A 15,259-nucleotide genomic window follows, 5' to 3' on the forward strand; every position below is an offset into this window, starting at 1 on the left:
AAAGGACTAGTATCACAATTTAATTTCGGGAAGAATCCTTTACAAAAAAGGACTAAACTATATCAATCATTAAACAAATATATTCTTTTTAAGAAAAATGCAACTATTTAAGGTAGAACTTTATTTGTTCGCTATTAATTTAAAAGAAATTCGACTACTTCCAATCCAAGAAGCAATCGCTCCAAGAACCAATATTGTTATAAAAACGATTACGGTATTGGTAGGTGTAATTTCCATAGGATAAGGGAGGCTAGAGGAAATCATTAAAAAACCAAAACTTATCTGTAACTGTGTTATTAGTAAGCCTAATAGTAATCCAGCAACTGCACCAAAAAAAGAAACCAGAAGGCCTTGTAAAAAGAAAATTCGACGAATATTGCGAATTGAAGTTCCCAAACTGTATAGTGTTTTAGCATCATTCTTTTTATCAAGTATCATCATAATAAGTGCTCCTACTAGATTGAACAAGGCCACAATAAGTACCAAGGTGAAAATTAGATATACTGCAATATTTTCAGTATTCAGCATTCGATGAAGAGCGTCATTAAGTTGAATTCTAGTTTTTATTAATACTTGTTCTCCTAAAAGGGTTTGTAATTTGAGCTGTATCTCTTTCGGATCTGTTCCTGGTTTTAATTTCAATTCAACCCCTGAGTATTCAGTTGACTTTAAATCCAGTAAATATCTTGCCATTTTAATGGTGCCAAAAACATATGTTTTATCCAACTCTTCCGTTACTTGGTACACACCAGAAACACTTACAAAAGCATCTCTGTATGGACGTGTGGCAGATGTAATTGAACCTTTTCCCGCCTTGGGAACTATAATTTGTAGGCTTGAATTAGTATTATATAGTGTTAGTCCAAGCAAGTTTAGGATACCTGCCCCAACAACCACCTGATGCTCGTTCAAATCCCAATTCCCTACTGCTAAAATACTGTCAACATTATTTACCATTGGGTAAGAACTATCAACACCTTTAAAATAAGCTATGTGATTTTTATCTTTATAATTAAGAAAAACCCTTTCCTCAACTACAGCAGAATATGAAACCACCTCCGGCAAGGATTTAATTTGTTCCCATTGATTTTGAGTAAGATTAATATATTTACCCGTGGCTGGTAGAATTTTTAAATCTGGATCAACTAGTGATGCAAATGAAAGACTAAATGTTTTTAATCCTGCGAATCCCGCCAAAACAATAAAAAGTGCAGCACCTCCAATAACTACTACGGCAGCCGTAATCCGGTTGATTATATTAATTGCGTTCTGCCTACTTTTTGCAATGAGATATCGCTTGGCTATATATAACGGGAAATTCACGTTTATGACTTCTTTCTGCGAGGGAGCATATCGGGGTTATCAATAGGATTGTCGACGCGCTTCAAAGAACGTTCAATTTGATCAATGTATTCTAATGAATCATCAATAAAAAATTCAAGTGAAGGAACCCTTCGCAATTGATCCCTTGTCCGCTGCGCCAACTCATGCTTTATTAAAGGAGCATTAGAGCTGATTCCTTCCATCAATTCCAATGACTTTTCTTTAGGAAAAATACTGAGATACACCTTTGCAATTGAAAGATCAACAGTTACTTTTACTTGAGTTACTGATATTAATAGGTTCTGCATTCCACCGCTTCTTGCCGCTCCTTGAAGAATTTCGGCAAGATCCTGTTGTAGCACACCTGCTATTTTTTTCTGTCTATTACTTTCCATAATGCAAAAATACGTAATTCCTGCCATAGATAACAGCAGTGTTTACTCACCTATTTGTACCTTTATAGCCGTTATACAGGAAATTAACTCTATTATGAGAAAAATTGAACATATAGGTATTGCTGTACATGATATTGAATCTGCCAATACTCTTTTTAGCTCCTTACTTAATACAAACCCTTATAAAATGGAAGAAGTAGAAAGTGAAGGGGTACGTACAAGTTTTTTTATCACTGGCGAAAGCAAAATTGAATTGCTAGAAGCTACACGTCCAGATAGTCCTATTGCCCGTTTTCTTGAAAAAAAAGGAGAGGGTATTCACCATATTGCTTTTGAGGTAGCAGATATAAAATCTGAAATACAAAGATTAAAAAATGAAGGATTTACAGTACTTAATGAGGAGCCAAAAAAAGGTGCCGATAATAAGTTAGTTGCTTTTTTACACCCCAAGGGTACACATGGAGTGTTAGTCGAACTTTGTCAAGATGCCACACCTACACCATAAAAACATATAAAACAATAATGCAAATATTTACAAAATGCTTGTAGCAAATTAAAAATAGTAGTAATATTGCATCCTCTAAAAACCACCGAATGGTTTATAGAAACGTACTCAAAACAATATTTTGTTTGTACCGGTCCTATAGCTCAGTTGGTTAGAGCACCTGACTCATAATCAGGTGGTCCCTGGTTCGAGCCCAGGTGGGACCACATTTAAACTTAAAAAACCTTGTAAATTAATTTACAAGGTTTTTTTATTTAGAATTAAAAATAATTACATAAGGAATAAAACTCATGAACTTTACAAACGACAACTAGTGTAAAAATAAATTATTAATCATAATTTCCCTTCTTTTAGAGTTCAAAGCGTTTCCTCCTTAGCAAAATTTTAGCGTAATCTCGGGCTTGTTTATCTCCATGATCTTCATAAGCACGTTGTGCCCATTCAAGAGCTAATTCTGTATTTCCAAGAACTTCGTATGCCACAGCAACATTTAAAGCTGCACGTCCGGCTGAAACGCTATTTACATTACTGGCAATCCTAGTCCATATTTCAATTGCATCCTTCCAATTTGCTACTTCACTCCGCCTCCATCCTGTAGCAAATTCATTTTTATCTTTCCCTTTTCCCTTCTTATACAAATCTCTTTTTACACGATAATATCCCGGTAGGAATCTACTAGCATAATCATATCCAGCAGCGTAGGCTGTTTCTGGAAGTGCATTTAGAGGAGGCACTCCATTTATCAAAGAAAAATTTAATAGGTGTGTTTGCTGAAATTGGTCTATAATTGTTTTGGTATATGGATCATACAATCTCCAATAACTTCTCACATCAACCTGAGCTTGACGAGGCAATTGTGGAGATGGCTTTCCTGATTTTAAAACAGAAGACACTTGTTGAACAGCAGTTTGAATAACGATGTTTGAATTGGAATCAAAAGTTTCAAGTACTAAAAGAGCATCAGCTTGATTATCAGCACAAATACCAGAAACTAGATCCCAAGAGAGCACATCAGGCAACTGCCTTGTACCTGTACCATAAATCCTAAGGGTATCCGGAAGAATCATTTTTATATAGTTCTGATTTTGCATTCCAGCTAGAACTCCCTTTATGGCCTCGTCAGATGCTATTTTATCAGAACCAGCCACCTCACCTGTAATTACAGATTCAAAAACTCTGTTCTGACGGTTTTCTTCTTTAATAAGAGAACGATTAACTATAGCTATTTCATCAATCTCATGTGGTAAACTAACTTGAGGGGATTGCGGGTAATCTAGATAAACATATCCATAACTTCCACATGACACAACTATTGTGGAAGTTACAATTAGACTAATAATGTACTTTATCTTCATAGTTTAAAATTTGGTTTCATCGCGAAAATTTACAACAAACATGCCACATTTTTCTATCAAACAACAAACTCATTAAAAGTCTATAACCAATTAGAACTCTAAGAACAGCTCTTTTTAAAGACGATTTTGACAATTTAACAAGAATAACCTTCGGTAAACACTTCAAAACCACTTCAATTTTTTAAAAAGTATCACATACAATTGTTTTTGAAACAACTATCTATATATTTGACTTTAAAATAAAGGTACCCCCCATGCTTTCAAATACTACAAATCATATTAATGTTTTGTACCTCAACTATGTTGACATAATGTTCGACTATGGGATTCGTATGGGGTTTAGTGAAGATGCTGTTATGGATGCTATTCATAATGTTTTTCAACGTTTATTGGAAAAAAAGTCACCCCTTGATATTGAAAATGAAAAATCGTATCTCATAAAAAGTGTTAGAAACGAACTTATTAATGAATCTCAAAGAGTTCAGAATCTTGATTCTACAGAAGATGGTGACTTACCATTTTCCATAACAGTGAATATAGAAGAAATGCTTATTGATGCTGATTTTGAAAATACAATTCAAAAAAAAATACAGCATGTACTTAAAACACTTACGCCACGCCAAAGAGAAATTATCTACCTAAGATATACCGGTAATTACAGCTATGCTGAAATAGCAGAAATTTTACAAATAAGCATTCCTGCTTGTCGTAATCTAATACTTAAAGCATTGAAAGAGCTAAGAAAACACGGGTCAACTTTCTTCTATTTGATGATTTATCTCAATCACAAAAACTAATATTAACTATTTTTTAACAAAAATAACGATGATATAATCGAGATTCTTCGGTCTTCTATAGGTCTGCGGAAATGTATCCCGCCCCAATGACTCTAAAAACAATGTATGACCGCTAACGATTTCTTAAAAGACAGTTATTTCATCGTTTGGAAACTTTCCAAAGAACCCCTAGAGGATTCCTATTGGGAATCCTACTTGAAAAAACACCCTGAACACCTAAATGCATTTAATGAAGCCTGTCTAAAACTAGACTCCGTTCAATTTGAAATGACAACTTTAAAGTCATCGCAAAAGAAAGAGCTTCATTCACGAATTTTTGCAACTCAGGCTAAATATCACTCAAATTACCCCACACCTAAGGCACCTATTTTTACCCTAAAAAGGGTATTACTGACTTCTGCCGCAAGTATTTCACTTTTAATAGGTATTAGTGTATTTTATAAAACCCAAAAAAACAATGTAATTCACGAAGTAATTGTGGAACGCAACACCACAGATCCTTCAATTGAATTACTGACTAAAAAAGGAACCATCGTATTAGATCCAGATGCGATTTTAAAAGTTGATTCCTTAGGTCAAATCTCCTATAAAAACCAATTATTAGATGGCACTAAAACAGGTCTTAATACACTAAGAGTTCCTTATGGTAAGCGCTCACAAATTGTTTTAGAAGACGGTAGTAAATTATGGGTAAATTCAGGGAGTACAGTCCATTTTCCTGCCATATTCCCTAAGAATGAACGAAAAATAAATGTTGAAGGTGAAATCCTTATTGAAGTTGCAAAAGACATCAAAAGACAATTTACAGTAGCCACATCAAATTTTGAAGTCCAAGTTTATGGAACAATCTTCAATGTTAATGCCTATAGGGAAAATATTCGAGATGCAGTGGTTTTAGTAGAAGGAAGCGTTTCGGTATTAACACCGCAAGGGACAAAACTTCCCATGGCTCCAAAAGAAATGATTGTTATCGATAATGGTCAACTTTCTAAAAAAGCTGTAAATACCGCTTTATATACCTCCTGGACTAAAGGTTATTTAGTTTTCGAAGACACTCCAATTTCAGAAGTTCTTTCGGCCTTAACAAAATACTATAACATCTCATTTAAAGGTGATTCAAATAAACTATCAAAGAAAACTTGTTCAGGGAAAATTTATCTCTCGGATGATGTTAATAATGTTATTGAAACACTTTCTCTTCTTACAAATACATCATTCAGTATAAACAAATAGTAATAAACAAAAACGAGATTCCTAATGCAATTTATAAACCAGCCACAGAAACAGCTTAGGCAATTCATACTAAAAAGCTTTTGTGTACTAACCATTTTATTGGTCCACAATACAATGTATGCAGGTATCGAAGTAATAAAAATTTTCCCGCAAGAAAAAGGCATTACTCTTTCCCTACAAAATAAAGAAATAAAGGAGGCAATAGCTACTATTGAATCTGTTTCGGAATATCTTTTTATTCAATCAGGTTTAGAAAAAACAGATGTCACCAAAAAAGTAAATATCCAAATTAAAGAGGGTAATATTGAACAAGTTATGGCCCTCCTTTTAAAGGATACTCCTATACGTTATCGAATTATTGAACGCCAAATTATACTATATAAGGAAAAAAGTAATTCTCAAAGCGAAGGTGTTATTAACAGTTTTATACAAAAATTATTTTCTGTAAATGGTACGATTAAAGATATAGGTGGTATTCCTGTTGTTGGTGCTACACTTGTTCTTAAAAATAATACATCAAAATGGGCTATAACTGATTTTGATGGAAATTTTACGCTGTCAGATGTTCCTGAAAATAGTATACTCCAAATACGGAGTATGGGTTTCATAACTAAAGAAATAACCATAAAAAATGACAGTTTCCTAAATATTCTTTTAGAAGAAGATACCCAATCTTTGGAAGAGGTAGTTGTTACCAGTAATTATGGTACTATCCAAAAAAAATCCAATTTGGTTTCCAGCGCTTTTCAAGTGACTAGTAAGGAGTTACAAAACCTCCCTCAGAAAAGAGTTGATGAACTGCTAGAAGGAATTGTTCCTGGACTTGAATTTAATCCTCAAAGTGATGATGCCTCCAGCGCGAGACCACGTTATAGTGTAACTATAAGAGGAGAAGCCTCCTTAGGTGCCTCCAATGAACCCCTTTGGATTATTGATGGTGTACCCATGCACACAGGAGACAGAACTAATATGATAAGAGGATTACAAACAAGTATCAGTCCCCTTTCCTATATAAATCCTGATGATATTGAATCCATTACGGTTCTTAAAGATGCCTCAGCTACTTCAATATATGGAGCCGATGGTGCCAATGGTGTGATTTTAGTTACCACCAAAAAAGGAAAAGAAGGAAAGCCACAACTTAATCTCTCTTTACGAACTGGAATTTCAAAAATCAATGAAAGTACAAAGTTTAAAGTGTTAAATGGCGAACAATACATGACCTTAGCCAAGGAAGCTTATTTAAATGCAGGAAATGACATGGCTTATTTTCCATTTACGGATAATGATTTAAATAGCTACTCATCGACTAATACTGATTGGTATGATGAATTTTATGATCTAGGCTCCAATGTACAATTAAACATGTCTGCTAGTGGGGGTACCGAAAAAATGACATACTACCTTTCTGGATCATATTTTAATAACGAAGCAACTATTAAAGGTAATCAACAACAGCGATTGTCGCTAAGGTCTAATACTAAGTTTACTCTTTCGGATAAATTCTCATTAAATGTTATAATGTCTGGGACCTATAATGAAAATGATCTTTTCACCCCAGGACATAGCTATTATAGTACTCTTCCTATTATCTCTCCATACAACAGTGATGGTAGTTTTAGACAGTTTTACAAAATAATTGATGGTCGCAACCCAGATGGTAGCCCAAGATGGATTACAAAGAAATTTTTTAATGAACTGGCTGAACGCGAACAAAATGACAACGGTCAAAAAACATTCAACTTTCAAGGAAATATTAATGCACAATACACCCTTAACAAACATATCTATATAGCTTCTCAATTGGGCATTGACTATCAAGGGAGTAACGAAAATATATACAGTTCCATGAAAAACTGGTCTGGATATAATATAGAAGGGAAACCGGAAGGATATGCGCGTTGGTCAAGTTCAAATTTTACCAACTGGTCATGGATAAATCGTTTAAATTTTAATAAGTCATTTGGAAAACACACACTTTCTGGTGTAATTGGGGTTGAGCTTATTTCAAGGCAAAACACCTATGTGTCGTCTTATGGAGCAGGGTTCGCTAATGATCATTTAAGAGAAGTATCTTATGCATCTTATACCACTGGATCTGGAAGTAATTCCACAACTCGTAGTGCATCCTATTTAGGACAATTATCCTATTCAATGGATGATAGATATAACCTAATTTTAAGTGCCAGAAAAGACGGAAACTCAAATTTTGGAAGTAATGTAATGTGGGCAAATTTTGCGTCTGCTGGTGCATCTTGGAATATCCACAAAGAGAATTTCTTTAAAAGCAATTTTATAAATGTTCTTAATCTAAAGGCTAGTTATGGAACTAATGGAAATTCACGAATTGGAAGACAGGAAGCTGATGGAGTATATGTAGTTTCAGACAGCTATCAATACGGGGGGGCATTAGGAGCAGGAATGAGCAACCCGCCAAATCCTTATCTATCTTGGGAAACTACTTATATGACCAATGTTGGTCTTAGGGTTGCAGCTTTAAACAACCGAGTTAGTTTACTTACTGAAATATACAGAAATAAAACCATTGATTTACTGAGTAAACTTGATGTTTCCAGAACTATTGGAGCAAGAACCATTTATCGAAATGTGGGATCAATTGAGAATAAGGGAATAGAATTAACCCTAGAGGGTACTCCAATCCGTACCAAAAATCTAGATTGGACCACTACCATTGTAGCTTCTCACAATCGAAATAAGCTTTTAGAACTATATAATGGAATTTCTAGAAACTTTGGGGTAACTCGTTGGCAAGAAGGAGAAGGAATTGACACTTATTACCTCGTTCGGTGGGCGGGTGTTGACCCCAATGATGGAGCGCCTCTATGGTACGATCTTAACGGAAACATCACAAGAGAATATAGTGCAATTAATAGAGTAGTTGATGGAAAAAAAGCAGCTCCTGACGTATTCGGAAGCATTGTAAACACTCTTAAATATAAAAATTTTAATTTAAGAGTAATGGCCAACTATACAATAGGCGGTTATGGCTTTTCCTCTTTCGGCAGAAACGTTACCTCTGATGGCTTAAACATCATGAACGAAAACCAATCAATCAATCAATTGGATCGATGGCAAAATCCTGGAGATCTCACATTGTCTCCAAGGCCACTTTGGGGTATTAGCTCACAGTCAGTTATGAACTCCACAAGATTCCTATATAAAAAGACGCATATTAAAGTTCGGAATATTAGTCTTGGTTACACTGTTCCACAAGAGAAGGCTAAAGAATGGGGATTTAGTACGGTTAACTTTTACCTTATTGGGGACAACCTACTCCTATGGACTCCCTATGACAAACCTAACAGAAATTCATATAAAAACAACATGAGTGGATACCCTATGGAAACTTCGGTATCACTTAGTATAAATGTATCATTATAAGCCTACTTCATATGAAATTAAAAAACATATTCGTTATAAGTATTCTTTGTCTTTCATTTACAGCTTGTCAAAGCTTTTTAGAGGTTGAGGATGAAGGACGTTCATCAATACCTGTGTTTTTCTCAGACATGGATGGTGTTAGAGCAGCCCTCCCGGGAGCATATAGTAGAATTTACAAATATTACGATTCAGAATTTTTACTATATCCCGATGTTGCTGGCGATATGCTTGAAATGACAATAGTTGGTGCTGACACTAAGATGGCTCCTCAATTCAACTATATCTCAAATCCCGATCAAACCATTGGTGCAGTAAGTTACATTTGGGAATATTGTTACGACGCCCTTACCAACATCAACAACATAATCAACTACTATCCAGCCTTGTTGGAGAAGTTTCCAGGAAATAAAAATGAGCTTAATAACATCATGGCTAATGCTTTATTTCTAAGAGCATTGGTTCACTTTGATCTAGTCAAAGTATATGCACAAAATTATAATTATACTACCGATGCTTCTCATTTAGGCATTCCGATAGTCTTAAAAATTCCTGGACCAAATGATAATTTGAAACGTAATACAGTTGAAAATGTATATGCACAAATTTTAGGTGATTTAAAAGACGCCGATGCTTTATTTGAAGGGGCCTCATTTAATGAAAATAAAGCTCCGTACTACGCTTCATCTTCTGCTGTTCAAGGACTACTGGCTAGAGTATCTCTTTATATGGGTAAAAATGAAGAGGCAATTATGCACGCTTCAAAAGCAATAGAAGCAAAATCTCTTTCCCAAGGACCAGATTACATTAATGTATTTACACAAAATAATTTTGTAGGGGAAACTATTTTTAAACTAAATGGATGGTTACAAAAATCAGCAACTTCATCCTTTTATAACAACGGTCCTATAGGTTTTGCATCTACTAAATTAATTACTCTTTTTCAAGATCAAGAAGATATCCGACTAGATCTGTTGCAGGTACAAAATAATGGTACACACAGCACCCTAAAACATACAAAAACAGATGTTAATCAAGGAGAAGTACAGTATGACTTAATACTTATGCGAGCCTCAGAAATGTACCTTATCCGTGCTGAAGCTAACATCAAACTAAATTCCTTAGAAGAAGCTAAAAGCGATTTAAAATCTTTAATAGCTAGGGCATTACAGAAAACTCCCATTGAGATTGAAATAACTGAAAATACTCAAGAAGAAATGATGAATTTACTAATGAATGAACGTGCTAAAGAATTGGCATTTGAAGGTCATCGTCTATTTGATTTAAGCCGTAATCACCAAAGTTTAGAAAGAGCTGAAAATACACTTTCTACTGTTCAATTTATTGCTTACCCAAGTGATCTATTCATCCTTCCAATACCGCAAGCAGAGATTGATGCAAATACTAACATTTTACAAAATTCAGGCTACTAATTCAAAAGGTTTTCTAATGAAAAAACATATAAAATTACTTTTGCTAATTACACTTACCTCCTTAATTTCATGTAGTAAAGATGAGGTAACTCCTTATGACCATCCTTTTGTCTCTATTAGTTTTAATAATGCTGATGCGATTCAAGTTAATTCAAATAGAGGAGATATTGTTTCTTATTACGTTTCATTAAGTTCAAAACCTCTTAATAAAGATTTAGAGGTCTCCTATACCGTTAACTTAGGTGATGGGTTACAAGAAGGCATCGATTTCCAACTAATCACATCAGAAAACCCATTAATCTTTCCAAAAGGTATATATAGACGTCCTATACAGATACGTTGGTTATCTCAGCCTGTAGACACGCAAAAGGATAATACATTGACCCTGCAACTCACTAATAATAACCTAAATCTTACTATGGGACTTCCGGGTCCTGATGCTCGTTTAAGTGCCTTAAAAATAACAAAAGTAAATCCCTAAATGACTATTTCATTGCGTTACATTCTCCTTTTCCTTTTCTTGCCTTTCCTGTCATTTAACATGGTAGGACAAAGACTATTACAAGACCCCCAACTAATAAAAAAGAAGCTCTCTAATGGGTTGACTTATTACATTTATCCCACAGACCAAGGAAAAAATCAAGCAGATGTGCGTCTTTTTGTAAAAACAGGTTCTTTGCAAGAAGCTGATAATCAATTAGGATTAGCTCATTTCCTAGAACATATGGCGTTCAATGGTATTAAACATTTCAAGGCTAACGAATTAATCCGTTTTTTGGAATCAAAAGGTGCAAAATTTGGACATGACTTAAATGCCCATACTTCTTTCCAGGAAACTATTTACAAACTAAAAATCCCCACACGGGATATCCAGGTAGTAGATTCAACCCTTACAATTCTTTCAGACTGGGTAGATGGTATGCTCTTGGACTCATTGGAAGTAGAAAAAGAACGTGGAGTAATACTTTCAGAGTGGCTATCAAAACAATCCCCTAAACTAAATAGTTCACAAGCATTTCTTGACCAGCTACTTAACGGTTCCCTATACTCAAATAGAAAAGTTATTGGAGATACTACTATCTTAAGAAACTTCAAGCATTCCGAGCTTAAACAATTCTATAACCAATGGTACGACCCCTCAATAATGGCAATTGCCATTTCAGGAGATATTGATGTAAACAAGGTAGAAGAACTGATCAAGAAAAAATTTGAAAGTAAAAAAACCACTTCTCCGAATTGGAAAGAACATCCCATACCATCATACACTAAGGATAGTCTTCTAATTTATTCAGATTCTTGGGTGACCAAAACTGAATTAAATTATATTCAATTGATCCCTCCTCTAAGGGATGTAGCCTCTATCAATTTATATGAGCAATATCTTACACGAACGATAATTAACAGTCTTTTTAAAGAACGATTTGCGAAGCTTTCCAAGGGAAAAACATTCTATACAGATGGTAGTATCTCTATAGGTAACTTTTTACCTGTTAAGGGTGCAATTATTGCCACAGTTGAATTGGATTCCAGCAACCTAAAAAAAGGAATTGAACAATTTAACACTCATTTAGGTCAATTATACACCTACGGATTTACGAATCAAGAAATTGAAAAAACTAAAAAAAATCTTTACGGCTCTTTTAAACGTAAAGTACAGGCTGAAAAGTCTTCTTCGTCTTCTTCTTTAATGAATCAGATGTATCAAGATTTTTTCTATGGAAACAGTATTATTGACCCTTCCTACGAATTAGAAATACTAAAAAAATCGATTCCAAAAATCGACTCAACAACCATTTTATCCTATTTACAAAACATCAATTTAGGTCCAAAAAGGTATTTGATGACTACTAATGCATCAATGAAAACTCAACTTCCACTTAACAAAGAATTATTAGCAATAATAAATTCTGCTCCTCATAAAATTATTCCCTATAAAGATTCACTTTTTGTTCCAGAAAAACTTCTAAATGAACATCCACTTGCAGGTAAAACAACCTCTATAAATCCGATTTCAGAAATTGACGCTACCGAATTAATTCTAAGTAACGGCGTGAAAATTATCTACAAACACTCCGATATAGAAAAAAATAAGGTTTTACTTTCTGGGTTTCGTGCTGGAGGGTTCTATGGCATGGATTCTATTGACTATCTAACATCCATGTATGCTGAACCTATCGTTTCCCTGAGTGGTTATGGCAATTTTTCTCGTGAAGCATTAAGTCATTTTCTTGCTGGTAATTCTGCCAAAGTTCAAATGTTAGTTGACAAAACTCGAAGTGGTTTCTTTGGAAGTTCAAATGTACAAGACACCTCTACACTTTTCGAATTATTCTATTTAAAATGGACTCAACCACAGATTGATTCCATTCTATTTGATAAAGTTAAAGAACAATCTATTCTAAAAGCCGAACAAAGTCCAAATGACAAGCAAGTAGACTTCAGAAATGAACTTAACTTTTTAATAAAAGGAAAGGATTATACGACCATTCCTACAACTCCAGAGATGATAGAAGAAGGACTTCATGTAAGCGATATGATTCCTCTGTATAATGCTTTCTTTGGAAATGCCTTTGACTATACTGTAATTATTATCTCTGATCAAAAACTCGATGACCTTCTTCCTTATATTGAAACCTATCTAGGGGGGCTACCTTCAGACAATTCATATAATCCTAAAACTTACTTCCCCTCTTCTGGTTTTAAAAAATCTCAATCATTTATTAGATATGCATCGCCATCGCCCAAAGCTACTGTTTCAGTTGTATTCCAACATGACAAAAAGATTAAAGATCTTCATAAAAAGGAAGTATTAAATGAATTAGTAGAAGGCATTATTAAAATTCGTCTATATGAAGAATTAAGAGAAAACGCAGGCAAAGTTTACGGTGTAAATGTTTCCCTTAATTCAACCTCAACACCTACTTCTTTAAGTAGGCATACCATCTCTTTTAACTGTGCTCCAGAAGACGCATCACAACTTATACAAGAAGTCAACAAGATCCTTAAAGAAATTACCACAGGACAATTACCTATCAAGCAAGATCTCGACAATGTAAAAGAAAATTCAAAAAAAAATTACCATGCTAAAAGAAATACAAATGCCTTCTGGACCAAAGCAATTAGAGACTATTATTTCAAAAAATATAGGTCCTGGGATCATGTAAATAACTATGATTTTATGTTGGACTCAATTACGGAAAAAGATATTATAAAAGTAATAAAGAAAGAGCTACTTAAAACTCCTAGAGTTAATGCCATTCTTTATCCAGAAAACTATAAAAATCAATAACCTTAATTTTAATTATTATGACTAAAACTGTAAGAAATTTATTTTCCCTCGCAGTAGCATCCTCGCTACTTTTTTCCTGTAGCAAGGATAATGACCCTAAGGTAGAGCCCGCTGAAGTAGGAATCACTTCATTCGGATTTTACAAGGACGACAATGATGGTGTACTTTTTGAAGACTTCGTGATAGAGAATATTTCAAGTACAGAAACTGCAATTTCAATCGATCTTCCGGCTGAAACAGACCTGACAGCTTTGGTGGCACGCTTCACCACTACCGATGGTGATGCTGTTAAAGTGGGAGCCACTATTCAACAAAGTGGTACCACCTCGAATGATTTTACTGCCTCTGTAGAATACCTTGTGTCAGAAAAAGAGACCAATAAAATTTACACTATTAACATTGGAAAAATGGCCGCAGCAGTTTGGAGCACTTTAAGCACCTATTCTGAGAATCCGGCTTCAGATATTTCATTAAGAATTAATCCTCAAACAGGAGTACCTTACATAGGTTATATTTCTTACAACTCAGATACAAGTCTTCGCAGGTTAAATCTAATAGGTTATCAGGGAAGTTGGACACGTGTTGGTGCTGCAAATTTTTCAGATACCAGAACCTATACTTTGGACCTTGTATTTAATAATACTGGAACTCCATACATAAGCTTTATTGACACCCCAGGTGGAGTTAAAGAGGCTTCAGTAATGGCCTACCAATCTGGAAGTTGGAGTTATGTAGGTGGAGGTTCCTATTCAGGACTAAAATCTTCATTATCTGCTTTAAGTATAGATTCTAATAACAATTTATATGGATTTTACTTAAATGATGTAACTGGCAGTGAAGATAGACGAGGTGTTTTCTTAAAAGTTAATGAGCAAGGGTCTTGGCAAGACCTACCAATTAATGGACGTTCAGGCGCTTCAAGGTTTATTGTTACAAAACAGGTAAATGACGCTATCTATTTAAGTGTATTAGATTTCGGTGACTTACAATCAGTTTCTGTATACAAATATGAAAACAACCAATGGGAAATTTTAGCTGATAAAATGAAGGATTCTCCTGAGAATACTATTAGCTACTATAATATAGCCATGGATGTTGATAGCAAAGGGAATGTGTATATGGCGTATGCTGAAAATACTGGAGAAGGTACCGAACTCCAACTAAAAGTTAAAATGTATAACAGTGAAACTAAATCATGGACAACTTTGGGGGATATGATTCCAACTACAGAAACCAGAGATTTTGATATTGCTGTTAACAATTATGGCACTCCAATGCTACTTTATAAAAATGCAGCTGAAAATCCAACGTTTGTTATTTTTGACGATGAAGTAAATAACTGGAGTAGTGCTATTACACTTTCTGCTGATATTGCTGATGACCTCAATATTGAAGTAGCTCCTAATGGTGTTGCTTATGCATCATACCTGGTTGGATATGATGTTTACTTATTTAAATACGATTCCCCAGATAACCAGTAATCATATTAATTAAATTCAAAATAAGCAGAGAATAATCTCTGCTTATTTT

At 34.5% G+C, this 15,259-nt stretch carries 11 protein-coding genes and 1 tRNA gene; 9 read left to right on the forward strand and 3 right to left on the reverse strand.

The annotated features are described in order from the left end of the window. Positions 1-120 precede the first annotated feature (120 nt). Together PT603_RS11110 and rbfA are read right to left on the reverse strand one after the other, a co-directional pair. Complete coding sequence (locus tag PT603_RS11110) at positions 121-1,323, reverse strand: ABC transporter permease (RefSeq protein WP_008236484.1); 1,203 nt, start codon at positions 1,321-1,323, stop codon at positions 121-123. Positions 1,324-1,325: 2 nt separating this feature from the next. Next, positions 1,326-1,718 (reverse strand): 30S ribosome-binding factor RbfA, encoded by a 393-nt coding sequence (gene rbfA / locus PT603_RS11115; RefSeq protein ID WP_008236479.1) that lies wholly within the window; start codon positions 1,716-1,718, stop codon positions 1,326-1,328. Between the two features lie 94 nt (positions 1,719-1,812). Between rbfA and mce the strand changes: the two genes are divergently transcribed. Continuing rightward, positions 1,813-2,223 carry a methylmalonyl-CoA epimerase gene (mce, locus tag PT603_RS11120; RefSeq protein ID WP_008236478.1) on the forward strand — a complete coding sequence of 137 codons (411 nt, stop codon included), beginning with the start codon at positions 1,813-1,815 and terminating at the stop codon, positions 2,221-2,223. 132 nt (positions 2,224-2,355) lie between these two features. Beyond that, positions 2,356-2,429: transfer RNA gene (locus PT603_RS11125), tRNA-Ile, on the forward strand. Between the two features lie 144 nt (positions 2,430-2,573). Here the strand turns inward: PT603_RS11125 and PT603_RS11130 are convergent. Further along, complete coding sequence (locus tag PT603_RS11130; protein ID WP_008236475.1) at positions 2,574-3,578, reverse strand: DUF6340 family protein; 1,005 nt, start codon at positions 3,576-3,578, stop codon at positions 2,574-2,576. Between the two features lie 254 nt (positions 3,579-3,832). On the opposite strand from PT603_RS11130, the gene PT603_RS11135 reads away from it, so the two are divergent. The 7 genes from PT603_RS11135 (at position 3,833) to PT603_RS11165 (ending at position 15,210) form a co-directional block, all read left to right on the forward strand. Beyond that, a complete protein-coding gene (locus tag PT603_RS11135; RefSeq protein ID WP_008236473.1) occupies positions 3,833-4,375 on the forward strand; it encodes an RNA polymerase sigma factor in 543 nt (180 codons plus the stop codon). 105 nt (positions 4,376-4,480) lie between these two features. Further along, positions 4,481-5,608 (forward strand): FecR family protein, encoded by a 1,128-nt coding sequence (locus PT603_RS11140; protein ID WP_008236471.1) that lies wholly within the window; start codon positions 4,481-4,483, stop codon positions 5,606-5,608. Between the two features lie 24 nt (positions 5,609-5,632). Then, a complete protein-coding gene (locus tag PT603_RS11145; RefSeq protein WP_155805477.1) occupies positions 5,633-9,010 on the forward strand; it encodes a SusC/RagA family TonB-linked outer membrane protein in 3,378 nt (1,125 codons plus the stop codon). Positions 9,011-9,021: 11 nt separating this feature from the next. Continuing rightward, the gene (locus PT603_RS11150) at positions 9,022-10,440 is read left to right on the forward strand and encodes a RagB/SusD family nutrient uptake outer membrane protein (RefSeq protein ID WP_008236468.1); all 1,419 of its coding nucleotides are present in this window, start codon (positions 9,022-9,024) and stop codon (positions 10,438-10,440) included. Between the two features lie 16 nt (positions 10,441-10,456). Further along, on the forward strand, positions 10,457-10,921 hold the full coding sequence (locus PT603_RS11155) for a hypothetical protein (RefSeq protein ID WP_040488539.1): 465 nt from the start codon (positions 10,457-10,459) through the stop codon (positions 10,919-10,921). Continuing rightward, positions 10,922-13,729, forward strand: coding sequence for a M16 family metallopeptidase (locus PT603_RS11160; protein ID WP_008236465.1), 2,808 nt, complete (start codon positions 10,922-10,924; stop codon positions 13,727-13,729). It begins immediately after the preceding gene. A 17-nt stretch (positions 13,730-13,746) separates the two neighbouring features. Next, the gene (locus PT603_RS11165; RefSeq protein ID WP_008236462.1) at positions 13,747-15,210 is read left to right on the forward strand and encodes an SGBP N-terminal domain-containing protein; all 1,464 of its coding nucleotides are present in this window, start codon (positions 13,747-13,749) and stop codon (positions 15,208-15,210) included. The last annotated feature ends 49 nt before the right edge of the window (positions 15,211-15,259 follow it).

It is taken from the genome of Imtechella halotolerans (genome assembly GCF_028743515.2).
Classification (GTDB): domain Bacteria; phylum Bacteroidota; class Bacteroidia; order Flavobacteriales; family Flavobacteriaceae; genus Imtechella; species Imtechella halotolerans.

Excerpts from the sequence above, each read along its gene's own strand:
- PT603_RS11130 (WP_008236475.1), bottom strand. The coding sequence starts at position 3,578 with ATGAAGATAAAGTACATTATTAGTCTAATTGTAACTTCCACAATAGTT.
- PT603_RS11165 (WP_008236462.1), top strand. The coding sequence starts at position 13,747 with ATGACTAAAACTGTAAGAAATTTATTTTCCCTCGCAGTAGCATCCTCG.
- PT603_RS11155 (WP_040488539.1), top strand. The coding sequence starts at position 10,457 with ATGAAAAAACATATAAAATTACTTTTGCTAATTACACTTACCTCCTTA.
- mce (WP_008236478.1), top strand. The coding sequence starts at position 1,813 with ATGAGAAAAATTGAACATATAGGTATTGCTGTACATGATATTGAATCT.
- rbfA (WP_008236479.1), bottom strand. The coding sequence starts at position 1,718 with ATGGAAAGTAATAGACAGAAAAAAATAGCAGGTGTGCTACAACAGGAT.
- PT603_RS11150 (WP_008236468.1), top strand. The coding sequence starts at position 9,022 with ATGAAATTAAAAAACATATTCGTTATAAGTATTCTTTGTCTTTCATTT.
- PT603_RS11145 (WP_155805477.1), top strand. The coding sequence starts at position 5,633 with ATGCAATTTATAAACCAGCCACAGAAACAGCTTAGGCAATTCATACTA.
- PT603_RS11135 (WP_008236473.1), top strand. The coding sequence starts at position 3,833 with ATGCTTTCAAATACTACAAATCATATTAATGTTTTGTACCTCAACTAT.
- PT603_RS11160 (WP_008236465.1), top strand. The coding sequence starts at position 10,922 with ATGACTATTTCATTGCGTTACATTCTCCTTTTCCTTTTCTTGCCTTTC.
- PT603_RS11140 (WP_008236471.1), top strand. The coding sequence starts at position 4,481 with ATGACCGCTAACGATTTCTTAAAAGACAGTTATTTCATCGTTTGGAAA.